A 23,772-nucleotide genomic window follows, 5' to 3' on the forward strand; every position below is an offset into this window, starting at 1 on the left:
CCTAATAAATTTCTATTTATCTATGGTGTAAAGGAGTGACCGGGCCGAAAAGAAGGCTCAGTTCACTCCGCAGGATAGGTACAATTGAGCGATGTCCTCCGCCTTCATCGGACGGCTGAAATAATAGCCCTGCATCAGATAACAGCTTCGGGCAGCCAAAAACTCGGCCTGCTCCTTGGTCTCGACCCCTTCGGCAATGACGTTCAGGTTCAAATTCTGGGCCAGCGTAATAATCGTGTTCGTGATGGCCGCATTGTCGTCGTCCTTGATGATGTCCTGCACGAAGGATTTATCGATCTTCAGCGTGCTGATCGGAAAGTTTTTCAAATACCCCAGGGAGGAATAGCCCGTCCCGAAATCATCGATGGCAATATTAATGCCCAGGCCCTTAAGCTGCTCCATCGTTCTGAGCGTCACGTCGGTGTTTTTGATGATCTGGTTTTCGGTGACCTCCAGGTGCAGGAATTCCGGCGACAGGTCGGTTTTTTTCAAAATGTTTTTCACGACGGTGAACAGGTTGTTCTGCTCGAACTGCCTGACCGACAAATTGACGGATACGCTGATCGGCGGGAATCCTTTTTTATGCCACTTCTTGATCTGCATGCATGCGTTCCGCAGCACCCATTCCCCGATCGGGACAATGAGCCCCGTCTCTTCGGCGATCGGAATGAACTCGTCCGGCGGCACCATGCCCTCTTTCGGATGATTCCAGCGCAGAAGCGCCTCCACGCCGACGATCGTATTCGTTTTATAATTGATTTGGGGCTGGTAATAGAGAATGAGCTCGTCCTGATCAAGCGCTTTGTATAGCGCATTTTCGAACTTGACGATTTCGAACGTCCTCGTGTCCATGCCCGTGCTGAAAAAATGATAGCTGTTCCCGGATATCTCTTTCGATTTATACATCGCGGTATCTGCATTTTTGATCAGCGTTTCGCTGGTGTCCCCATGATCCGGAAAGAGGCTGATGCCGATGCTCGTTTTGATGTACACTTCATGGTCTTTGACGTAAAACGGTTCCTCGAACGAAGCGATGACCTGGTTAACGACCTTCAAAATCTCTTTTTTGCTTTTGATGTTCGGCAGGAAAATCGTAAACTCATCCCCGCCTTGGCGCGAAACGGTCGCGCTTTTCGGAATGGAGTCGACGAGCCGTTTGGCAACGTCCCGCAGCAGCAAATCGCCGTAGGTATGCCCCAGCGTGTCGTTAATGAATTTGAAACGGTCCAAATCCAGGTACAGAAGCGCTATTTTCCCTCCGTTCGCTTGGGCGTACTTAATGCCCTGATCGAGCCTGTCTTTGAGCAAAACCCGGTTAGGCAGGTCCGTCACGCTGTCAAAGTAGGCATGGTATCTAATTTCCTCCTCCATCTGCTTTCGTTCCGTAATGTCTTTGAAAGTCACGACGTCGCCGACGATATCGTCCCCTTCCTTGATGGATGAAATGACGTATTCGACCGGAAAGCTGGAGCCGTTCTTGCGGTAAAAGCAGTCGTCCGCATGGCATTTATCCCATTTGCGGTAATCCATGCCGTCCCCCCGCTCCCTATCTTCACCCTTGCCGTAAAAAATAACGTTGGCTGGCTGGCCGATCAGCTCCCTGGATTCATAACCGAGCATCGCCTCGCCGGCGGGGTTGCAAAAGGTGATGTTGCCCTGAAGGTCAAGGCCGAAAATTCCTTCCCCGGCTGAGTTGAGGATAAGCTCCTTCTCCCGGCTCAGATGCTGAAGCTCGGCCACGACCCGCTCCAGTTCCCTGTTCTTGAACGTAATTTCCGAGGTCCTTTCCTCGATGATGACTTCCTGCTTCTCCATGTAAAGTAAATTCGACAACGTCGAAGCCGTGGCTTCTACAATGGATTGGCACAGCTGGATCGTGGCTTCCGAATACGTCATGATTTTTTCGCCGAGATTGACCACCGCGATAACGCCGAGCACTTCACCCATCGAAACCAGCGGAAACATGTACATCCCTTTGATCCCGAAATCCCGGCAAGCCTCATGGTTAGGCCTGTCGTCCTTGGAAACGTCGGGAATGATGATCACTTTTTTCGTGCGCACGACCTCGTGGAAAACGCGATCATTTTCCGGGTCGATTTTCACCCTTTGATGCGTTCGCATCCAGTCTTCCTCGGACCAGTCGCTGTCCTTGCTCAGCTTGGCGGGTTTGATTCTTTTCCCGGCGAGCGGGTCCAGCAAATGGGCCCCGATGTTGTAGTTGTTCAGCACTTTGGCGATATAATAAAAGCTTGTGTCCAGCCCCTGCTGCATGGTCGAGCACATCGATAAGTTGCGTGTCACGTCAAGCAGAAGCTGCTTCTCGGCGATCAGATTTTCCTTATGCGTCAAATTGTTGGCGTTGCGGATGGCCACGGCCGCCATATTGACGTAGGCTTCGACCGTCTGAATCTCCGATTCCGTCAAATTCATCGGAATGCCGTAATCAAAAAGAAACACGAGCCCAAACAGCTCCTGCTCATACGAGATGGGAAGAACGAGCAGCGATTTGATCTCGAAGCCTTCGATCGCCCAGGAGTCGGGGCGTCGATCTTGTGATGTGTCCGGAATGTAGATCGTTTTTTGCGTTTCGATCACTTCTTTGGCGAGCTGATCGCGGTTGGTGTCGATGATATGCATGTCCAGCGTCATCCCGTTGATGATCTCGGGTTTGCCGACATACCCCCTAAAGGTCCCATCGCCTTGCGGCAGATAAATGCCAACCGAATCGCATTGGACGATCTCCTCCGAAATAGCTGTCGTTACATGCTGCAATACCTCTCGCAATTCCAATTTGGTGTTGATCAGTTTCGTAATATTCGCGAGCCGGGAATACCTCGTTTGCTCCTTAACCATCACACGCTCTCCCCTTGTCATCTTCGTTTGACATCGATGTATGGTCCTGCTAAATATGAACTATTTATGTTATATAGGCGTATGATCTCCCTATCCTAGACTTCCGTCATGCGTGATGAAAAAATATAAGGTCCTATTTTCCTTATTTTAACTCAGAACGGTATCTTTTTTATATATCGAATACTAAAAAAAATAGTAATTTTTAGTTATTTCCCCTACGATCAGCGAATTTGGGACGTTAAAGGGGGAAAATGCGTCGGCAAAGGCGGTTTTCGAGAAAGGAAAGTTTGCAAGTTTAAGGGGAATACAAGCAATAATGTAATTAAAAGGAATACGTTTCCAGGAAGATCCTTTTGCATTTCAGGTGCCTCGGACTGGATTCTTCCTGATCGGGGATGATTCAATGGGAATCGGATCCGCGGCCTCTTCCCGATAACGAAAAAAAGCCCCCTCGCTTTGAGACAAAAGGACTTTCTATCGGTTCGCGGTTTACCCCATCATTTTTTTGACGAGCTCCCGGTTTCTGTCTTTGAATGCTTCGTTATGCGAGGAAACCATGGCGACCGCGTCGGCGTCCGGCTGAAGGAACCGTTTCGCCTTGTTGACGGCGTTGGCCGCATCCTGGAAGGCTCCCGCAATAAGGTGCAGCTTGCCTTCATGTTTGAGGATATCCCCGGCGGCGTACAATCCGGGAACGGAGGACTCGCTGTTTGGCGTGCCCGCTATGAAATATTCGTCGGCGATGTCGATTTTGAGGTCGCTTTGCTGCAGCAAGGTCGTGTCGCGTTCATATCCGTGATTGATGATCACGTCATCCACGTACAGCTCCATCACGTCGCCCGTCTGCTGATGGGTCAGTTCGACCCGTTCGATCGCTTCATGGTCTGCGCGGGCATGCAGCTTGGTAATCGTCCGATGGAACAAACATTCCACCGAGCTGTTCAGCAGCTGCTCCACGGAAGCCTCGTGCCCGTTCAGCGCGTCCTTGCGGTAGGCGACGTAGACCTTTTTCGCGATGGGTTCCAGCTCGTTGGCCCAGTCGACCGCGGCATTGCCCCCGCCGGAAATGATCACCGTCTTATCCTTGAACCGCTTCAGCGATTTGACCGTATAATGCAGGTTGCTGATCTCGAAACGGCTTGCGCCTTCGATCTCCAGCTTTTGCGGGTTCAGAATGCCGCCGCCGACGGCGATGATGACCGTCTTGGAGAGATGGAGGCGCCCCGAACTGCCATGAAGCTCGAATATTCCGTCCCGGCGCCGCGTAATGGACTCGACCTTTTCGTTCAGCACGACCTCGGGGTTAAACGTCAGTCCCTGCTGCACCAGCTGCTCGATCAGCTTGGCCCCGGGAATCGGCGTCAAGCCGCCGACGTCCCAAATCATTTTCTCCGGGTACACGTGTATTTTGCCGCCCAACTCGGGCTGGAACTCGATGATTTTGGTCTTCATTTCCCGCAGCCCGCTGTAAAAAGCGGAATAAAGCCCGGCCGGCCCCCCGCCGACCACTGTCATATCGAAAATTTCTTCCTGACCCATACCCGCTCGCTCCTCGACATTTATTTATAATCATTCTTATTAATGATAACAATTCTCATTCTCAATAAAAATATACATGGATTTTCCTTGATTTTCAAGATTCTATTGACATCTGCGCAAAATCAACTTATTCTTTTAACGATATTGAGAATCATTATCATTCATGTCCGAACATATTATGCTCCATTTAGGAGGGTTTATTTCGGCAATCATATCTTGTCTCTAAAAAATATTTTGCTATATGAGGGAGGGCCACTCATGGTTCGGCTGTACACTACGGAACTCAGCATCGGCTACGGCGAACGCTCTATCGTCAAAAATCTCAGCGTCAGCATTCCCGACAAAAAAATCACCGCCATCATCGGCTCCAACGGATGCGGCAAATCGACGCTGCTGAAAGCGATCACCCGCATCATTCCGCATCAGGGGGGCACGGTGATTCTCGACGGAGAAGACATCGCCAAGGAGAATACGAAGCTGCTGGCCAAAAAAATGGCCATTCTGCCGCAAACGCCCGAAAGCGCGGCGGGATTGACCGTCGGCGAGCTGGTGTCTTACGGTCGGTTTCCGTATCAAAAAGGTTTCGGGCGCCTGACGCCGCGCGACGTCGAGGTGATCGACTGGGCGCTTGCGGAGACGGGCACGAAGGATTTCAAGTACCGTTCGGTCGATACGCTTTCCGGCGGACAACGCCAGCGGGTATGGATCGCGATGGCGCTCGCCCAGGAAACCGATATCATCTTCCTCGACGAGCCGACTACATACCTGGACATGGCGCATCAGCTGGAGGTGCTGGAACTGTTGCAGAAGCTCAACACAGAGCAGCAGCGCACCATCGTGATGGTGCTTCACGACATCAACCAGGCCGCCCGTTTCGCCGATTACCTCATCGCGCTGAAGGACGGGGAAATCGTCAAAACCGGCAGCGGCGAGGAAGTGATCCGCCCCGAAGTGCTGAAGCAGGTCTATTCCATCGATGCGGCCGTCGGCCGCGACCCTCGGACCGGTAAACCGATGTGCGTCACCTATGATTTGATCAAAACCTAGCGTAATCCAAACATATAATTTGAGAAGGAGCGTCAATCCAATGAAAAAAGCATTTTTACCCCTTTTATTATGCCTTATCCTCGCTTTAAGCGCCTGCAGCAGCAAAAACGGAGCCGACGGCAAGGTGGAAGGAAACGCCGCCGCGGAACAAGCAAGCTCCGAAACGATCACCTACCAATCCGAAAACGGCCCCGTGAAGGTGCCGGCCCATCCGAAACGCGTCGTCGTTCTCTCCAGCTTCACCGGCAACGTATTGGCGCTTGGCGTCAACGTGGTCGGCGCCGACTCCTGGTCGAAAATGAACCCGAACTTCAAAGACAAGCTGAAAGATGCGGAAGAAGTTTCGGACGAAAACCTGGAAAAAATCATCGAACTGAACCCCGACCTCATCATCGGACTGTCCAACATCAAAAACGTCGACAAGCTGAAACAGATTGCGCCTACGGTCACCTACACCTACGGAAAAGTCGATTATTTGACGCAGCAGCTGGAAATCGGCAAACTGCTGAACAAGGAAAAAGAGGCGCAGGCCTGGATAGACGATTTCAAAAAGCGCGCCGATGAGGCCGGCAAACAGATCAAAGCCAAAATCGGCGACAAGGCGACCGTGTCCGTCATGGAAGTTTTCAACAAACAGCTGTACGTCTACGGCGACAACTGGGGCCGCGGCACCGAAATTCTGTATCAGCAGATGAAGCTGAACATGCCCGAGAAGGTCAAGGAAACCGCTCTGAAGGAAGGGTATTACGCGCTTTCTCCCGAAGTGCTGCCCGAATTCGCCGGCGATTACGTCATTTTCAGCAAGGACCAGGATTCCGGCAATTCCCTGGAGGAGACGGAGACGTACAAAAACATGCCTGCCGTTAAAAACGGCCATGTTTTCGTCGCGGATGCCAAAGCGTTTTATTTCAACGATCCGATCACGCTGGACTACCAGCTCGATTTCTTTATCAAACATTTCCTCGGGAAGTAGTGCGCGATGGACAAGAAAACTGGACGAATCCCATTTACGTATAAAATGCTTGCAGCGCTGCTGCTGCTGATTGCCGTCTTCGTGCTGGCGATGCTGGTCGGAGCCGCCGACGTTTCGGCCAAGGACGTATGGATGGCCTTGACCAGCAAAAGCGCCGGGGAAAAGCTGTCGATGATCCGGGAAATCCGCCTGCCGCGGGAGGTCGCCGCGATCTTCGTCGGGGCGGCGCTGGCCGTCGCCGGGGCGATCATGCAGGGCATGACCCGCAACCCGCTGGCCGACCCGGGGCTCCTCGGCTTGACGGCGGGCGCCAATGCCGCGCTGGCTGTCACGCTGGCGTTCCTGTCCTCCGTCAATTATTTCGGCCTGATGATCGCCTGCTTTATCGGCGCGGCCGCAGGCGCGGCGCTCGTCTTCGGGATCAGCGCCGTCAAGCGGGGCGGCTTCTCCCCGCTGCGGATCGTGCTGGCGGGCGCCGCCATCTCCGCCTTTTTGAACGCCGTTGCGGACGGGGTAGGAATTACCTTCAAAATTTCCAAAAGCGTCTCCATGTGGACCTCCGGCGGCCTGATCGGGGCGAACTGGAGCCAGCTTCAGGTGATCGTGCCCTTTATTGTCGCCGGCACCATCGTTGCGATGCTGCTGTCCAAGCAGCTGACGATCCTCAGCCTGAGCGAGGAAGTGGCCGTCGGCCTCGGCCAGAAAACCGCGCGGATCAAAGCGATCCTGTTCGTGGTGACGGTCCTGCTTGCGGGCGCTTCGGTCGCGCTCGTCGGCAGCCTCACCTTCCTCGGGCTGATGATTCCGCATATCGTGCGCGCCGTCGTCGGCACCGATTATCGGTTTGCGATCCCGATGGCGGCCGTCATGGGAGGAGCTTTCATGATGATCGCCGATACGCTGGCGCGCACGATCACCGCCCCGTACGAGGCGCCCGTCGCGGCCATTGTGGCGGTGCTGGGTCTTCCGTTCTTCCTCGTCATTGCACGGAAAGGAGGGCGGGCAAGCTCATGATCCATCCGTCACTGATCCGCAAGCAGCGTCTTATTATGCTGGCCCTGCTTATACTGATTGTACTGACCGTCGTCGTCGGCATGGGGCTCGGTTACGCTTCCCTATCCTTCGACCGGCTGATTCCGACGCTCCTTGGCCAAGGCACGTTCAAGGAAAATTTCGTGTTGTTCTCCGTACGGCTGCCGCGGATTGTCATTACGCTGCTGGCCGGGATGGCGCTGGCCCTTTCCGGTTCGATTTTGCAGGGAATTACGCGCAACGACCTGGCCGACCCCGGCATCGTCGGCATCAATTCCGGCGCAGGCGTCGCCGTATCGATCTTCTTTCTCTTTGCTCCGATCGAGGCCGGCTCGTTCATCTATCTGCTGCCGCTGATGGCTTTCGTGGGAGCGATGGTAACTGCCCTCCTGATCTACATCAGCTCGTACAGCCGCAAATCCGGCCTGCAGCCGGTGCGGATGGTGCTGATGGGCGTCGGCTTCTCCATGGCGCTTTCCGGCATCATGGTCGTGCTGATTTCGTCCGCCAACCGGGAGAAGGTCGATTTCATTTCCAAGTGGATCGCGGGCAGCATCTGGGGGACCGACTGGCCGTTTATCTGGGCGCTTCTCCCTTGGCTCGTCGTGCTGATTCCTTTTACGATGTACAAGGCCAACAAGCTGAACATGCTGTCGCTGAGCGAACCCGTTGCCATCGGCGCCGGCGTATCGCTGAACAAAGAGCGCGTTGTGCTGCTGCTGACGGCCGTTGCCCTGGCGGCTTCCGCCGTGTCGGTGACGGGCGGCATCGCCTTTATCGGCCTGATGGCGCCGCATATCGCCAAAGCGCTGGTCGGCCCGCGGAACCAGTTGTTTATTCCGGTGGCGATCCTGACCGGGGGCTGGCTGCTCGTGCTGGCCGACACGATCGGCCGCCAAGTCGCGAGTCCGGACGGATTGGCGGCGGGCATCGTGGTCGCGCTCATCGGCGCGCCGTATTTCATCTATTTGCTGCTGAAAAAGTAGCAGGTTTTCTTATAGAAGAAGCTCAAGCAAAGACGCAAATTCACCTGCGCATCGCTTGAGCTTTTTTACACATATATTCATGTTATAATTCTCGGAACAACAGATAGCTTATGGGCGGTCGGCCTTTGTTTATTTATACATATCTTTACAATGTAGCATACCATCACGGTTATGGAACATACAATTCATTTGCCGTATTTGCGTCCTTATCCTCTTTGCAGCGGCTCGATTCGATACACGCCAGGCTTGCCGGCTTCCTCGCGAATGACCCAGCCGAACGACATGACGGACGCGAGGCGTTCCTTCTGTTCGGGAGTCAGCTCGGCGATCACCGCTTCTTGCCCCGGCTCGCGAATGACCTCCGGCTCGAAGCCGCAGGCAACCAAAATCCAGGAGCGGAGGCCGCCAAGCGTGTTGTACTTGATGGAATAACCGTTCATCACCGCAGACTCGAACAACTCAGGTTCGGCCGCCGCCAATTCGGCCAATGCCTGATAATCGAATTCAAACATGCTCGTATCCTTCGGCAAATCGCGCTCGCGGACTCTGCGCAGCAGCTCTTCGTTGGACCAGCCGTATGCGCGGAGGCCTTCCAGCATTAATGCATCCCATTGGGACAGTTTGACGCGCTCATTTTTCTCCATGCTTCAATCAGCACCTCTAATCTTTTAATGGTCTGCCACGAAATGGCCCGGGCTCACTTCACGCAGCTCGGGCACCACGCCGTCATCGGCCGTGGGCACCTCGTATTTCACCGCCATTGTTTCGTTTGCCGTGCGCGGATCGGGAATCGGAATGGACGACAGCAGCGCCTTCGTATACGGATGCAGCGGGTTGTCGTACAGCTCGTCGCTTTCCGCCACTTCGACCAGGCGGCCTCTGTACATAACGCCGATCCGGTCGGAAATGTGGCGCACCATGGACAAATCATGCGCGATAAACAGGTACGTCAGACCGAATTCGGCCTGCAAGTCCTCCAGCATGTTGACCACCTGCGCCTGCACGGACACGTCCAGCGCGGAGATCGGCTCGTCGCATACGACGAAGTCCGGACGGACGGAAAGCGCCCGCGCGATCGAAATCCGCTGCCGCTGCCCGCCGCTGAATTCATGCGGGTAACGGTACAGATGCTCCCGTTTGAGCCCGACCTTTTCCAAGAGCCCCGCCACGAACTCCTTGCGCTCATCCGCCTTTTTATATATGCCGTGGATATCCATCGGTTCCCCGATCAAATCCAGCACGCTCATGCTCGGGTTCAACGAGGAGTACGGGTCCTGAAAAATCGTCTGAATCCGCCGGCGGAACGGCTTGAGCTGCTTGTCCCGCAGCTTGGACAGGTTTTGCCCGTCAAAAAACACTTCCCCTTCCGTATAATCGTACAGCCGGATCAGGCAGCGTCCGACCGTCGATTTGCCGCTCCCGGATTCGCCGACGAGGCCGAACGTCTCGCCCTTGCGGATTTGGAAGCTGACGCCGTCGACGGCTTTCAGCACTTCGCCGCCTTTCGTGAAATGTTTCTTCAAGTTGCGCACATCAACCATGATATTTTCGTTCATTGACCGGTTTCCTCCTCCCCGAGCGCTTCTTTCAGCGTGCTTTTGTCCTGCACGAGCCAGCACAAGGAGCGGTGGCCTTCGCCAAGGTCCGCCATCGGCGGAAGCTCCGAGCATTTGCCGAACGCGTACGGACAGCGGTCCCGGAACGGACATCCCGCAGGCGGGTCGATCAGGTCGGGAGGCGATCCTTCGATCGGCACGAGCCGCTCGCGGTTTGCGCCTACGCGTTTCGGAACCGAACGCAGCAGCCCTTGCGTGTAAGGGTGACCGGTCCGGTAGAAAATATCTTCGACCGTCCCCTCTTCCATGACCATGCCGCCGTACATAACGACGACGCGGGAGCAGACCTGGGCAACGACGCCGAGATCATGCGTGATAAGCAGCACGGCGGTATCCGACTCCGTCTTGAGCTGCTTCAGCAAATCGAGAATTTGCGCCTGAATCGTCACGTCCAGCGCCGTCGTCGGCTCGTCGGCAATCAGCAGCTCCGGACTGCAGGACAACGCCATCGCGATCATGACCCGCTGGCGCATCCCGCCGCTGAATTCATGCGGATATTGCTTGACGCGGCGCTCCGGCTCGGTGATGCCGACCTTGCGCAGCATTTCCACCGCTTCCGACAGCGCCTCTTTTTTTCCGAGCCCGCGGTGGCGCCGGATGACTTCCGCCATCTGGAAGCCGATCGTCTTGACCGGGTTCAGCGACGTCATCGGGTCCTGGAACACCATCGCAATCCGGTTGCCCCGGAGCTTGCGCCACTCTTTTTCGGTAAGGCCGCTCAAATCCTCCCCTTGGAACAAAACCTTGCCTTCCGTGATTTTCCCCGGAGGAGCAATCAGTCCCATAATCGCTTTGGCGGTCACGCTTTTCCCGCTTCCCGATTCGCCGACAATGCCGACCGTTTCGCCGGCACCCACATGAAAGCTGACGCCGCGGACCGCCTGGTTTTGCCCGTCCCTGGTCTGGAATGAGACCTTGAGCCCATCGACGGTTAGCAGTTGTTTTGTCATCTTGGTTTCTCACTCCTTCATCGCCTTACGCCGGCGGTTTATCTTTTGCCAAGCTTCGGTTCGAGACCGATGCGCAGTATATCGCCAAGTATGTTGAAGCAAAGCACGGTCACGAAAATGAGCAAGCCCGGGAACAGCGCCATATACGGCGCATTGACCACGTACCCCTGCGCGCCGTTAAGCATGCTGCCCCAGGTCGCGTTTGGCGCCTGCACGCCGAAGCCCAGAAAGCTGAGGGACGACTCCATCATGATCGCCGAAGCGATGTTGTTGGTGGCACTCACGATGATGACTGACAACAGTCCCGGCAGAATATGCTTCCGTATGATTCCGAATGCGCTTTGACCGGAAGCCTTGGCGTACAGGACGTATTCCCTCTCCTTCAGCGCCATCGTCTCCGCCCGGACGACCCGGGCGATGCTCATCCACATCAGCAGCGAAATAATGACGATGATGTTGCCCACGCTCGGTTTCAAGTACACGCTGAGCAGGAGCAGAATGAGGAAGGACGGGATCGACATGATGATATCCAGCAGGCGCATCAACAGGCTGTCGAGCCACCCGCCGAAATAACCGCTGATGATGCCGACCGTCACGCCGATCGCCGTCGCAAAAATCATGGACAGAAAACCGACCGCCAGCGAGACGCGGCCGCCGTAAAGCGCCCTTGTGAACGTATCCCGCCCGTAATCGTCGGTGCCGAACCAATGCGTCTTGCTCGGCGGCTTCAGCCGGTCGAGCGCATTGATCTGGTTCGGATCCTTGGAGGACAGGAAAGCAAAGATCGCAGCCAAAGCGATGATCAGCAACACGATAACGGCGGCGATCCCCAGCTTGTTTCCTTTAAGCTCACGGGCAACATTAATCCATTTACTCCGTTTCATGAGATCACCTCGTTGTTTTAATTCTCGGATCGACGATGCCGTATAAAATGTCCGCGAGCAGGTTCCCCAGAATCAACAGAACGGACGAGAACAATGTGATGCCCATAATGACCGGATAATCCATGCCCCGCACGGCCGTCATGCCAAGCGATCCGATGCCCGGCCACGAAAATACCGTTTCGGTTACGATCGCTCCGGCAACCAAATCGCCCATGGACATGCCGACCAGCGTAATGACCGGCAGCACCACGTGCTTTAGCACGTGCCGGAACAAGATGATCCGTTTCGCCGAACCGAATGCGTACTGGATTTGCACATAGTCCTCTTTCAGCTGGCTGATGGTGCTCGAACGGATATACCGCACGTAGACCGTCAAAAAGCCGATCGCCAGCACCACGCAAGGCAAAATGCCGTGCCTGATGACGTCCAGCGCCGAATTGACGCCAATCGTGCGCATGCCCATGCTCGGCAGCCAGTGCATCTTAATGGAGAAAAAGTACATCAGCAATATCGCCAGCCAAAAAAGCGGAAGCGAAATGCCGATGTACGCGATCATATTGACCAGCTTGTCGACCCAGCGGTTGCGGTTCGCGCCCGCGGCCAAACCGAGCGGAATCGCCAAAATGACGGCCAGCGCGATCGCCGACCCCATCAGTCCGGCCGTTGCGGGCAGCCGCTCCAAAATCTGTCCCATGACCGGTTTGTGGTTCACGAGCGAATAACCGAAATTGCCCGTCAAACCATTTTTGAGCCATATGAAATATTGAATGTACGCAGGCTTGTCCAAGCCGAGATTATGCCTGACGCGTTCAATGTCCTCCGCATGCATGTTCGGTGTAATAAAAGAACGCACGGGATCCCCGGGCGCCGCTTTCACCAAAATGAAGCAGACGATCGACACAAAAAACAGCATCGGCACGGTTTGCAACAATCTTCTGACGATCAGTCTTTTCATGCTCTTAGTCCCCCAGCTTAACATCCTGGATTTTGAATATGCCTATCTATCGTTTACCCACCTGAAAAAAATAAAGCTGGTTCCAGCACCGGAGGAGGGATAACCCCTGCTTCCAATGCTGGATGACCGGCTTGATTGTCGTTGATCTTCCCGGCTTTCGCGTCCGGTTTTATCGAAACCCTTATTTCTGGTACAGCTTGGACGGATCTTCAAAAATCACGACCGGCTTCAGCACGGCTTCGTCCAGGCCGCCGAATTTTTTATCCACGGCAACGATTGTTTTCGTATAGGCGATCGGGTAAATGACCGCATCGGCGGCAATCGTTTCCTGAAGTTTCTTGTAGATCTCTCCACGTTTGGCCGTGTCGGCTTCGCCGGCGCCTTCCTGGAAGAGCTTGTCGACTTCCGGATTCGAGTAGTGCGCGTAGTTGGAGTCGCTTCCCGTCGTGTACAAAATGCTGTATGCGTCAGGATCGAAGCCCATGATGTAACCGCCGACGGTCAGCTCGTAATCGCTGGTTTCCGGATTCGTGAACTTGTCGCTGAACGCCGATGCATCCATCGACTGGATTTCCACGTTGACACCGACATCCTTCAGCTTCTGTTGCACATAGAGCGCAATCGCCTCTTGGGCCTTGTTGCCGCTCGTTACGATAAAGCGCAGCGTTTTGCCGACGACGCCGTTTTTCTGCAGCAGTTCCTTCGCTTTTTCCACGTCGTTGTCGTACGTCGTGACGTTGTTGTCATGATACAGCCCGTCCGGCGTGACGAAGGATTTGGCCGGATCGGCATAATCAGGCGACGTGTAAGCCACTTGAATCAGCTCTTCGCGGTTCAGGGCGTAGGACAGCCCTTGTCTTACTTCCTTGTTTTTCATCAGGCCCGTGTCGCTGTTTTCGTTGAAAAGCATGTAAGCCAGGCGGCCTTCGCTGTAGTTCTTCATTTCGAAATTGCCCGTCGCTTCGATCGTCGCCGCATCCTGCGGATCGACGTATTTGATGTTGATTTCGCCGTTTTGCAGGGCGAGGTTCGAGGCGTTCGCATCCTTGGAAATGCGGTACGTGATCGTGTCCAGATGCGGCTTGCCGCCGAAGTAGTTGTCGAAGCGCTCCAGCGTCACGTATTCGCCCGTTTTGTATTCCTTGAACTTGAACGGACCGGAACCGACCGGCGTATTGTTTTTAGGGCTCTTTTCGATGTCCGCTTCATGTTCGAAAATATGCTTCGGAATCGGCGTGACCTGAACGAGCGTCGCTTCGAATGCCGGGCTCACCTGCGGCAGCTTGAATTCCACCGTCGTGTCATCGACTTTTACCGCTTTGATCGGTTTGCCGTGAATGATGAAGTTGCCTCTCAACATGCTGTTTTGTTTCTCGTCCAAAATCTTGTCGATGGTGAACACCACGTCATCCGCCGTCAGCTTCTCTCCATCGTGCCAAGTCAGGCCGCTTTTCAGCTTCAATGTATACGTCAAGTTATCCGCGGACGGCTCCAGGCTGTCGGCGAGATAAAAGGTTTTCTTGCCATTATTCACTTGGAAAAGAGGCGCATAAAGGGCTTGGTCAATCGTCAAGCTGACGCGGTCCCCTGCATAGTTCGGGTTCAAAATGACCGGATCGGCCTGTACCCCGATGATCAGATTGCCTCCGTCTTTAGGCTGGTCGCCGGTTGTTTGCGAAGACCCGGAAGACGAAGCGTCCGAAGGTGCTGCCGAATTGCCGGCATCCCCGGAGCAAGCCGTGACCAGCATGGTCAGCAGCGCCAAAATAACGACCCCTGAAAAATATTTACGCATGATGTCTTATCCCCCACTCTCTATTGACTGTTTTCAATTGTATATCGGATTACTAGGAATTACAATCCTTATCCGATGCTTGCGATTTTTTCCCATTTTAGCCTTTTAACCGACTAAAATGTCTACTAACTTTATTTTAGTGCCAAACTGTAAAAAATGCTATAACTATTTTCGAATTTTGTCGAAGTTTCGTGTCGAAATAAGGTGGTTTTTAAGAAAAAAAGCCCTGCCGGCTTCCATCGGTAATACCGACATAACCGGGCGGGCTTAATCAGGTGTTTCAGGCCGGATTAGGATCGCTTGCAAGCTGCCTGAATCATAGCTGCCTGGAGACGACGTCAAGCAATTCCCGCACGCGGCTCAGCAAATGATGCACATAACCGGCATGCGGCGAACGCCGGGCCACGATCCCTAACCTCCTCACGCCGATCCAGACGGCCCAAAGATCGATCTCCAGCTGATCCCATGCCGTCAGGGGAACGACGCTTCGGTATCCTTCGCATAACGCCGGAAAACCTTTATACCGCTGTCCATCGTGAAGTTTGAAATGCCCCAGATCGTATAAAGGGCTGCTTCCCTGAATCTCTCCGAAATCAATGATCCCCGTGTAGGTCCCGTTGTCCTGGAAAATATGCGAATCGTCGAAATCCCCGTGAACAAGCCGCGGCTCATGCCGGCCCATCAGCGGGAGCCCCCGTTCCATGACCCTGCGAATAATAGAGCCCTCCGCTTTGCTGAAGAGCTTTTCCGATAAAAATTGCACGTCGTCCTCCAAAAATTCCAGCAGGTGTTCATCCGCCGAACGGTTCTCCCCCCGCAATACCGCGCCGTCTTCGTTCCGCCCTCTCCTGATCCAGCCAAAACCGTCTACCGGTATCCCGTGCACCAAGGCAAGCTGGCTGCCGGCATTCTCCATGACCCGTTCGTATGACGCTTGAGACGTTACCTGCCCGGCATGAACCCCAGGGATTTCCCGCACCAGCATCACGGACAGGCCAAGCTCCTCATGAACAGGCTCAAAATGAAGCACTTCCGGCACCTGCACGCCTTTTTGCAGGAGCAGCCGATGAACAAGTACCTCGGGGGCAAAGCTCATATTCTGCTCCGGCAGAACCCGCAAATAAAAAATCCCGCCGTTCGCGGCAATGCGATATACATAAGTGGATACGCCCGACGGCTCCCTTTCGATTTGAAATGCGGTTGAACGAAAATATCGGCGGGCCAGGGCCGAAACTTGTTCCAGCTCCGGTTCTTGGTTTTTGTTCATAGGGACTCCTCCTCCGTTTTTCCTAGCTGGATTGTATACGACGGCGGAGCATTTCTCCCGGGAAAAAACGTTTATAGGGAAAAATTACGGAGTGTTTGGAAGGCCCGCTGCCTGGGCGAACCCGTGACGAAAAAAAGAAGAGCACATGGGCGGACCATGGACTCCTCTTCGGGGTCAAAACCTTATTCTTTCGTAAATTCAATCGTGCTGCGCACGGTGTCGATCGGACGGACCAGCTTCTCGATTTGTGCGCGTTTGGGCTCGAGGAACGGAGGCAGCGACAGCTTTTCGCCAAGCGTTTCATACGGCTCGTCGCCCATGAAGCCCGGACCGTCGGTCGCGAACTCGAACAAAATTTGCGGCGCCACCCGCGCGTACAGCGATTCGAAGAAATGGCGGTCGACATAACCGGAAGTCGAAAATCCGAACTGGCCCATCCGCTTGATCCAATGCTCCAGCGCGCTTCGGTCTTCGACGCGGAACGCCGCATGGTGAACGGTGCCGAAGCCTTGCCGGGACGGAGGCAGCACGGCGTTGTATTCCACGACGACCTGCGCCCCGTTGCCGCCTTCGCCGACCTCAAACAGATGGAAGGAGCCTTCTTTTGCAATCTCTTTGAATTCCATCGCTTTTTCCAGCACTTCCTTGAAGTAATCGAAGTTTGCAATCCGCACGAAAATCGGGCCAAGGCCGGTAATCGCGTATTCCAGCGGAATCGGTCCCTTTTGCCATGGCGTGCCGGACGGTACGCCCTCGTTGTTTTCGTCGGAAATCAGCTGGTACTGCTGATCGTCGAAGTCCACGAAGGACAGCGTCTTTTTCCCGAACATCTCTTTGATGCCGAAATGCTTGACGTTCATCCGGTCGAACCGTTTTACCCAATAGTCGAGAGCCGCGTCGCTGGGTACGCGGAACGAGGTTTTGGAGATTTCGTTCGTGCCGTGCACCCCTTTCGGAATGCCGGGGAAATCGAAAAACGTCATATCCGTGCCCGCGCTTCCTTTATCGTCGGCAAAAAACAGATGGTACGTTTGAATGTCGTCCTGATTGACGGTTTTTTTCACCAGGCGCATGCCCAGCACGAACGTAAAAAATTGATAGTTTTTCTCGGCGCTGCTCGTGATCGCCGTAACGTGGTGGATTCCTTTTAATCCATTCATGGCAGATTCCTCCTTGGGATTAACGTTCCCATTCGTTGTATTTAAAATCAATAAACTGAAGCTTACATAATTTATATTAAAGAATCTTTAATTTGAGATAAATATAACACTGAAGATCTTTCTTGTCAACAAATTTGCGAATGGATATAAACACCCCAAAAAACTGCCGCAAGCTTTGGGCTGGCATGGAGCATGACCTCGCCGCGGGGCATCCGGACCAGAGTGGACCGAAGTTTCCCGGGCCGGCACAAAAATAAGGCCACCCCTAATCGGGATGGCCTCTTTGCCGAAGGAACCGGGTATTTGCGTCAAGCGGTTTTCGATGCCGCTCCTTTTTCGGCGCGCCGGGCGAACCAGGTGGCCAGCAGCGAGCCGGAGATGTTGTGCCAGACGCTGAAGATCGCGCTCGGAACGGCCGCAACCGGATTAAAATGCGCCGATGCCAGCGTAGCTCCGAGACCGGAGTTCTGCATGCCGGTTTCGAACAATATCGCTTTGCGTTTGCTTAAGTTCATGCGGAAAAGTTTTGCGAACAAATAGCCCAGCGCATACCCAAGCAAGTTGTGCAGGATGACGACCGCGAAGATCAGCAGCCCGCTTTCGATGATTTTCGTTCTGCTGCCGCCGACGACGATCGCCACGATCAGCACGATCGCCAGCGTGGACACGAGCGGAAGGGCCTGGGCGCTCGCTTCGGCCTGCTTTTTGAACAGGGTCTTGACGATGACGCCGAGAACGATCGGCAAAATGACGACCATCAGGATGTCCTTGATCAGGGCGCCGCCGTCGATCGGCATCCATCGACCCGCCAGCAGGCTGATCAGAGCCGGCGTGGCGAGCGGAGCGATCACCGTCGACACGGATGCGATCGATACGCCCAGCGCGACGTCGCCTTTGGCGAGCAGCGTCATGACGTTCGAAGAGGTGCCGCTCGGGCAGCAGCCGACCAGAATGACGCCCACGGCGATATCCGGCGGCAAATTCAGCACCAGCGCCAGCACATAGGCAAGCAGCGGCATGATGATAAAATGGCCGACGACGCCGATCAGCACTTCAAACGGACGGCGAAAAACCTCGCGGAAATCGGCGGAGGACAACGTGAGTCCCATGCCGAACATGACGATCCCGAGAAAAAGCGATACGTACCCCTTTAAAGGGATAAAGACCTCCGGCATAAAAAAACCGAAACAAGCGAACAAAATGACCCATAAGGAAAACGTTCCTCCGACAAAACGGCTTACTTTTGCTACGGCGTTCATGGCCTAACCTCACTTCCGGTGTAATGTCAACGTAAGAGTATTAGGCATCATTTTACGCCGATATGAAGATATTGACAATGGTAAAAATTTCATATCGCAGTCCGATACAAAGATTTGAATTGACATAAAAAAAGAGAGGCATTACGCCCCTCTTTTGGCCTTATTCCTGCGGCTCGCCCGCAGCTTCCCATTTGGCGACCTCTTCGCGCACGATCGGCGCGACCTTCGTTCCAAGCAGCTCGATGGCTTTCATCACGTCGTCATGCGGCATGCTGCCTACGGGAACGTGGAGGAAAAACCGGGTAATGCCCACCCGTTTGCGAAGATGGATGATTTTCCGGGCCACCGTCTCCGGATCGCCGACGTACAGCGCTCCCTCGAAGCTCCGTGCCATGTCAAAGCTGCTGCGGTCATAAGGCCCCCAGCCCCGCTCCCGGGCGAGGATGTTCATGCTGTATTGCGTCGACGGGTAAAACTTATCCGCCGCAAGCTCCGTTTCCTCCGCCACGAAACCATGGGAATGGGAAGCCACGGGCAGCTTCGACAGATCATGTCCCGCATGCGCGGCCGCCCGCTTGTACAGCTGCACCAGCGGCGCAAACTGCGTCGGTCTGCCGCCGATGATCGCCAGCACGAGCGGCAGGCCGAGAAGGCCGGCGCGCACGACGGACTCCTGATTGCCGCCGCTGCCGATCCAGACCGGGAGCGGATCCTGAACGGGACGCGGATAGACGCCGCGGTCCTGGATCGCCGGGCGGTGCCCGCCCTTCCAGGTTACCTTCTCCGACGCCCTGATCTTAAGCAGCAGCTCCAATTTCTCGTCGAACAACTCGTCGTAATCGTTCAGGTCATAACCGAACAGCGGGAACGATTCGATGAAGGATCCCCTTCCCGCCATAATTTCGGCGCGTCCGTTCGAAATGCCGTCCAGCGTAGCGAAGTCCTGGAATACCCGCACCGGGTCGGCGGAAGACAGCACCGTCACCGCGCTCGTCAGCCGAATCCGCTTCGTTTGCGGCGCGGCGGCCGCAAGCACCATCGCCGGCGAAGAAACGGCATAGTCCTTCCGGTGATGCTCTCCGACCCCAAATACGTCTAGTCCCACCTGATCCGCCAGGATGATTTCCTCCACGACCTCCCGAATGCGCTCGGCATGGCTGAGTACGTTGCCGGTGCGGACGTCCGGCGTCGTTTCCGCAAAGGTACTGATTCCGATCTCCATGGGTGAGCCCCTCCCTTATCCATATATGTTTCGCTGCCAGGCAGCAGCTTAAACATGTGTATTTTAATAATTGATATCTTTATATTGAACTATTTGGCAGGGTTTTTCAAGCACCTGATTTCCTTCTATATTATGGCGGCATTATGGCGGCCGTTTCCCTTGCCATCATTTGGCACAAAACCAATTCAGCATGACGTCGTCCAACTATACGAAGAGAAATGTTGGGAACTCTTAACATCAGTCAACAAGGAGATGAAAGTATGTCCAAAAGCAAAGCGTTGCTTCTTTCTCTGTTAACGGCTTCGCTGCTTCACGCTACCCCGACGCATGCGGCAAATGCGGCTCAGGTTCAGGAGGAAGCCAAGTCGGTATCGATTTTTCTGGACGGGCGCCAGCTTCAGCCTGAAGTGGAGCCTTACAACGTAAACGGTACCTTGCTCGTTCCGATGCGCGGGCTGTTTGAGGCGGAAGGCGCCCGATTGACTTGGGATAACGCCACCAAAACCGTCACCGCCAAAAAAGGGGACGCGACGCTTGTTTACCGCATTGGCGAGCACACCGCTTCCTTAAACGGACAAGCTTTATCCGTCGACGTTCCCGGCCAAATCGTAAGCGGATATACGCTTGTTCCCCTTCGTTTCGTAAGCGAAGCGCTCGGGGGCACCGTAAAATGGGACCAGGGCTCGCGCACCGTTACCGTTACCTCGGCCATCCATGCGGAAACGTCCATTCTTTGGGGAGTGAACTTGCGCGACAAGCCCGACGCCGAGAAAGGCGCTTCGCTTGCCATGCTGGCCGCCGGGACGAAGGTCCATGTCCTGCAGGAGGTCAACGCCTCGTGGCTGAAGGTGCAAACGCCGGACAACCGCACCGGATACATATCGGCCAAACCGAAATATACCGATTATGCGAGCCCGAGCCTCGCCGAACTGCAGGGGGACGCACTGATCGCTTACGGGAAGACCTATTGGGGCGCGCCGTATGTTTTCGGAGCTTCGCCGGACCAGACGAAAACATTCGACTGCTCTTCCTTCGTCAAACGCGTCTTCCAGGACACGCTCGGAATTGATCTGCCGCGCGTTTCGTATGACCAAGCCAAAGTCGGCAAAGAAGTGCCGGTCGATCAGCTTCGCAAAGGGGACCTGCTCTTTTTCACCGCTCGCAATTTGCCCATCGGCCATGTGGCTATTTACGCGGGCGATAACCAAATCCTGCACACCTATTCCAAAGAGCTCGGCGTTCATATGGAAGCCTTTGACGGCCAGTGGAAGAAACGGTTCGTCACCGCGCGGAGAGTGTTTTAAAGTCTTATCCCCGAACCTTTTTCAGGGCCGCCTGCGGGCGGCCTTGTTTCTTTTTCCCGGAGCTTTCAACCTTTCCAACGCATTTTTGCATGTAACCTAAACCCGTTTTTTCCGTATATAGGCATATAAAACACGCTGTTGCTTTCAAAGCAGCCGGACGCGTATAGTGAGATTGGTTTTCTTGTTCTTAAAAAATCCAATGGCATGGGAGGGAAATGATTGATTTCGACTACCGATCAGGATTGCATTCATGAACGCGCCGATCGGCGTATGGAGCCTTTTTACTGGATACTGACCTTCGAGGTCATGACGTTCGTGTGGGCGCTTGGCGCCGGGCTTGTCATCGGCCCGCTGTATTTCGCCTACAGGTACCAATCCTGGGCCTTCCTGCTGCTGATCCTGCTGGTGCCGGGGTTCTGGCTGATCCGGTTCTCCGTCCGCTACTTGCGGTCCGCGATTCGCAAAAACCGTCTTCTAAGCCGGTACAGATTGTGCCGCGACCGGATCGAATACCGGATATACCATCATCCCAATCCCGAAGTCAGCGAAGGGACGATCCCGCTGGATCGGGTTGAACGGATTTACGTTTCGTATTATGTCGCGCTGTACCATTATGCCTACCGAAAAAGCAAATTCAATGAACATCAGCCGACGTATCATATTTTGCCGATGCTCAACGTCGTTTACCGGGAAGAAACGGAACGGCGCGTGCTGGGCGTTCCCTTTTTCGAATATTTCGACGCCGAGCAATGGCTGAAAGAGCTGCAGAGCAGGGACATTCCGATTTGGGCGACCGCCGTGCTGCCAAGTGCCCTGCCAAAAGAGGAACAGCTGCCGCAGCTTGAAGACGAATCCAATTCAAGGCTTTTTCCTTTCCACCATCATCTGCAAAAAGAACTGGAGCAGCTTGTCAGGGAAATCGAACACGGCAGACCGGGCCAAGTCGCCAGTGCAGAGGGCCCTCCCCAGCAGGAGGCCGGTACTCGCCATCCCGCAGGGATCAAGAGATTCAAGCCGCAATGGACGACACCGATCATTTTTGCGCTTTTATTCGCTTTCGTATACGTTTTTCTGAAGATTGCCTTCAAGGGAAGCATTGCATCGGACGGCTTCGGCATCTGTTTTGCGGTATCACTCGTCGGCGGACTGATCTACCTGTTTTTGGCAAAACGCTTGACGTACTGGGTTCCGCTGCGTTATGCCCTCCTGTTGTTTTTCGGATGGGCCCTGATCGGCGCAATGATGCCGGAAACCGATACCGGGGCCGGCGAAGAGTATTACGTCTCCACGTTGACGGCCGCCATCTTCGCAGCGCTTGCCATTTGGCCGGTCTTCGGCATCCTGTACTGGATTCGCCGCCGGCGCCGGAGCCGCTCTTAACATGAAAAGCCGGTCGGACTTGAAGCACAAGCAAAGCAAGATGAAAGGAGGCGTCGGCACTGTCGCTCTATACGGAAATGTTTTTTTCCAAGTGGCATCTGATTACCCTTGTCCTGATCGTGATCGCTTGGGTGGCGCTGATTGCGGGCGGATATGAACGGCGCGTGGTGCTCCGCAGCGGTTTCGGGGCGGTCGTCATGCTGTACATCGTTACGACGATTCCCATCGCTACGATCACGTACAACGAAAAATCGATGGAAATGAAAATGCGCGCGGAAGTCGCCCGCCACTATGAATATAAAATGGAGCAGCTCGGCGATTCCGTACGCGATATCGACCGTTTGGCGCTGGCCGCCGGGTCGTTCAGCGATGACAAATCATTCAAAATCAAATTATATGCCGGAAATTACAACGACTCGTACCGATTCACGGGAACCTTGATCGTCACAACCTATGATGAGCAGGACAAAGAGCTGGATCGGAGAACCTACGAAAAGGTGACCGTTGAACCCGGCGAAGTCAAGGAAATCGATACGTATTATTCCTCAACGTCGTTCGAAAAGTATAGATACGAATTTATACCGCAAAATGAATGAAGCGCTTGGAAGGGTATCGATTCGTTACATGCATGATGCAAGGGGCGCCCGTCGGGTGCCCCTTGGCTTTTCATCCTTTCCGAATGGTTTCGGGAACCAGCCCCACCTTCTCCTTATCCCGCGCTTTGCTCCGCCTCGCCGTAGGCGTCCAAAACGGCGCGGAAGCTTGCCGCAACGTCCCTGGGATTTTCGTAGCCGGCTTCGTACATAAACGGGCCGTCGTAACCGATGTCGACAAGCGCGCGCAGCACGGCCCCCCAGTTGACGATCCCGCGGCCCGGGATCCAGTGCCGTTCGTCCACGCCGTCATAGTCGGACACATGCAGCGTCCTGATGCGGCGGCCGATGGCACGGATGAAGTCCTCCGGCGTTTCCGTCAGCAGATGGTTCGTATCGCAGCACACGGCCGCTTCGGGGGCGTCCTTGATGAGCGCCGCGATTTCCGCGGCGTTGTTGCCCAAGCAGGTCCGCGGGAGATCCTCCACGGCCAGGCGCAATCCCCGCTTCGCGGCCTCGCCGCTTAACAGACGGACGGCTTCTCCGGCTCTTGCAAGCCGCTCTGCCCGCTCCTCGTCCGGAATCGGTTCAAAGCTCGGATGGATGACGAGCATTTTCGGTCCCCAGCCCTTGGCCCAATCCATGATCTCGACAAGCCCCTCGATGGCGGGGCCGCGAACCGCGTCATCCAGATCGGAAATGTCCCAGAGGCTGCCGAACGGCAGGTGCACCGACCAGATTTCGAGTCCCAGCTCCGTCGCCGCCTGTACCGCCCGGCCGTAACGCGCGAAATTCGCCTGCGTCACCGTATCCGCAGGCGCTTGGTAGTTGTCCAGGTTCAGCTCGATGCAGGAAAAACCGGCCTCCCGGATCTCCTCAAGGGAGTGCCCCTCCTTGTCGTCCCAATACGTGCCCAGCTTCCATTCCGCGGGATTGATCCCCATGACGTTTGAACCT

At 54.8% G+C, this 23,772-nt stretch carries 20 protein-coding genes; 7 read left to right on the forward strand and 13 right to left on the reverse strand.

Annotated features, from left to right (window positions below):
* Nucleotides 1–57 precede the first annotated feature (57 nt).
* Together MKY58_RS26275 and MKY58_RS26280 are read right to left on the reverse strand one after the other, a co-directional pair.
* Nucleotides 58–2,853 carry an EAL domain-containing protein gene (locus MKY58_RS26275; RefSeq protein ID WP_339322689.1) on the reverse strand — a complete coding sequence of 932 codons (2,796 nt, stop codon included), beginning with the start codon at nucleotides 2,851–2,853 and terminating at the stop codon, nucleotides 58–60.
* A 489-nt stretch (nucleotides 2,854–3,342) separates the two neighbouring features.
* Nucleotides 3,343–4,392 (reverse strand): NAD(P)/FAD-dependent oxidoreductase, encoded by a 1,050-nt coding sequence (locus MKY58_RS26280; RefSeq protein WP_339322690.1) that lies wholly within the window; start codon nucleotides 4,390–4,392, stop codon nucleotides 3,343–3,345.
* Nucleotides 4,393–4,650: 258 nt separating this feature from the next.
* Between MKY58_RS26280 and MKY58_RS26285 the strand changes: the two genes are divergently transcribed.
* Genes MKY58_RS26285 through MKY58_RS26300 form a run of 4 tightly spaced genes read left to right on the forward strand, consistent with a single transcriptional unit; the run spans nucleotide 4,651 to nucleotide 8,430 of the window.
* Entirely contained in the window at nucleotides 4,651–5,439 is a 789-nt protein-coding gene (locus tag MKY58_RS26285; RefSeq protein ID WP_339322691.1) for an ABC transporter ATP-binding protein, read from the forward strand.
* Nucleotides 5,440–5,479: 40 nt separating this feature from the next.
* Entirely contained in the window at nucleotides 5,480–6,412 is a 933-nt protein-coding gene (locus MKY58_RS26290; RefSeq protein ID WP_036706141.1) for an iron-hydroxamate ABC transporter substrate-binding protein, read from the forward strand.
* A 6-nt stretch (nucleotides 6,413–6,418) separates the two neighbouring features.
* Nucleotides 6,419–7,426, forward strand: coding sequence for an iron ABC transporter permease (locus MKY58_RS26295; protein WP_339322692.1), 1,008 nt, complete (start codon nucleotides 6,419–6,421; stop codon nucleotides 7,424–7,426).
* Nucleotides 7,423–8,430, forward strand: coding sequence for an iron ABC transporter permease (locus tag MKY58_RS26300; protein ID WP_339322693.1), 1,008 nt, complete (start codon nucleotides 7,423–7,425; stop codon nucleotides 8,428–8,430). The genes MKY58_RS26295 and MKY58_RS26300 overlap by 4 nt, the downstream gene beginning before the upstream one ends.
* Before the next feature lie 206 nt (nucleotides 8,431–8,636).
* Here MKY58_RS26300 and MKY58_RS26305 read toward each other — a convergent pair whose 3' ends face one another.
* The 10 genes from MKY58_RS26305 to MKY58_RS26350 all read right to left on the reverse strand — a co-directional run bounded on the left by MKY58_RS26305 (nucleotide 8,637) and on the right by MKY58_RS26350 (nucleotide 19,538).
* The gene (locus MKY58_RS26305; protein ID WP_339322694.1) at nucleotides 8,637–9,074 is read right to left on the reverse strand and encodes a hypothetical protein; all 438 of its coding nucleotides are present in this window, start codon (nucleotides 9,072–9,074) and stop codon (nucleotides 8,637–8,639) included.
* A 24-nt stretch (nucleotides 9,075–9,098) separates the two neighbouring features.
* Nucleotides 9,099–9,986 (reverse strand): ATP-binding cassette domain-containing protein, encoded by an 888-nt coding sequence (locus MKY58_RS26310; protein WP_339322695.1) that lies wholly within the window; start codon nucleotides 9,984–9,986, stop codon nucleotides 9,099–9,101.
* On the reverse strand, nucleotides 9,983–10,996 hold the full coding sequence (locus tag MKY58_RS26315; RefSeq protein ID WP_339322696.1) for an ABC transporter ATP-binding protein: 1,014 nt from the start codon (nucleotides 10,994–10,996) through the stop codon (nucleotides 9,983–9,985). Before MKY58_RS26315 ends, MKY58_RS26310 begins: the two co-directional genes overlap by 4 nt.
* Nucleotides 10,997–11,034: 38 nt before the next feature.
* A complete protein-coding gene (locus MKY58_RS26320) occupies nucleotides 11,035–11,880 on the reverse strand; it encodes an ABC transporter permease (protein WP_339322697.1) in 846 nt (281 codons plus the stop codon).
* A 4-nt stretch (nucleotides 11,881–11,884) separates the two neighbouring features.
* Nucleotides 11,885–12,835: an ABC transporter permease gene (locus MKY58_RS26325; RefSeq protein ID WP_339322698.1), complete on the reverse strand. Its 951-nt coding sequence runs from the start codon at nucleotides 12,833–12,835 to the stop codon at nucleotides 11,885–11,887.
* Nucleotides 12,836–13,016: 181 nt separating this feature from the next.
* Nucleotides 13,017–14,630 carry an ABC transporter substrate-binding protein gene (locus MKY58_RS26330; protein ID WP_212951469.1) on the reverse strand — a complete coding sequence of 538 codons (1,614 nt, stop codon included), beginning with the start codon at nucleotides 14,628–14,630 and terminating at the stop codon, nucleotides 13,017–13,019.
* Between the two features lie 316 nt (nucleotides 14,631–14,946).
* Nucleotides 14,947–15,897, reverse strand: coding sequence for an aminoglycoside phosphotransferase family protein (locus tag MKY58_RS26335; RefSeq protein WP_339322699.1), 951 nt, complete (start codon nucleotides 15,895–15,897; stop codon nucleotides 14,947–14,949).
* Nucleotides 15,898–16,079: 182 nt separating this feature from the next.
* Nucleotides 16,080–17,057: a ring-cleaving dioxygenase gene (locus tag MKY58_RS26340; protein ID WP_339322700.1), complete on the reverse strand. Its 978-nt coding sequence runs from the start codon at nucleotides 17,055–17,057 to the stop codon at nucleotides 16,080–16,082.
* A gap of 308 nt (nucleotides 17,058–17,365) precedes the next feature.
* Nucleotides 17,366–18,316 carry a bile acid:sodium symporter family protein gene (locus MKY58_RS26345; RefSeq protein WP_339322701.1) on the reverse strand — a complete coding sequence of 317 codons (951 nt, stop codon included), beginning with the start codon at nucleotides 18,314–18,316 and terminating at the stop codon, nucleotides 17,366–17,368.
* Between the two features lie 160 nt (nucleotides 18,317–18,476).
* Nucleotides 18,477–19,538: an LLM class flavin-dependent oxidoreductase gene (locus tag MKY58_RS26350; protein WP_339322702.1), complete on the reverse strand. Its 1,062-nt coding sequence runs from the start codon at nucleotides 19,536–19,538 to the stop codon at nucleotides 18,477–18,479.
* A 260-nt stretch (nucleotides 19,539–19,798) separates the two neighbouring features.
* Between MKY58_RS26350 and MKY58_RS26355 the strand changes: the two genes are divergently transcribed.
* From MKY58_RS26355 to MKY58_RS26365, 3 genes are all read left to right on the forward strand, one after another.
* Complete coding sequence (locus MKY58_RS26355; RefSeq protein WP_339322703.1) at nucleotides 19,799–20,842, forward strand: stalk domain-containing protein; 1,044 nt, start codon at nucleotides 19,799–19,801, stop codon at nucleotides 20,840–20,842.
* A 219-nt stretch (nucleotides 20,843–21,061) separates the two neighbouring features.
* Nucleotides 21,062–22,222 carry a hypothetical protein gene (locus tag MKY58_RS26360; protein WP_339322704.1) on the forward strand — a complete coding sequence of 387 codons (1,161 nt, stop codon included), beginning with the start codon at nucleotides 21,062–21,064 and terminating at the stop codon, nucleotides 22,220–22,222.
* A 77-nt stretch (nucleotides 22,223–22,299) separates the two neighbouring features.
* The gene (locus MKY58_RS26365) at nucleotides 22,300–22,818 is read left to right on the forward strand and encodes a hypothetical protein (RefSeq protein ID WP_339322705.1); all 519 of its coding nucleotides are present in this window, start codon (nucleotides 22,300–22,302) and stop codon (nucleotides 22,816–22,818) included.
* A 113-nt stretch (nucleotides 22,819–22,931) separates the two neighbouring features.
* On the opposite strand, the gene MKY58_RS26370 is transcribed toward MKY58_RS26365, so the two are convergent.
* Nucleotides 22,932–23,759, reverse strand: coding sequence for a sugar phosphate isomerase/epimerase family protein (locus MKY58_RS26370; protein WP_339322706.1), 828 nt, complete (start codon nucleotides 23,757–23,759; stop codon nucleotides 22,932–22,934).
* Nucleotides 23,760–23,772: the final 13 nt, after the last annotated feature.

The organism is Paenibacillus sp. FSL W8-0194, from assembly GCF_037969745.1.
GTDB lineage: Bacteria > Bacillota > Bacilli > Paenibacillales > Paenibacillaceae > Paenibacillus_AQ > Paenibacillus_AQ cookii.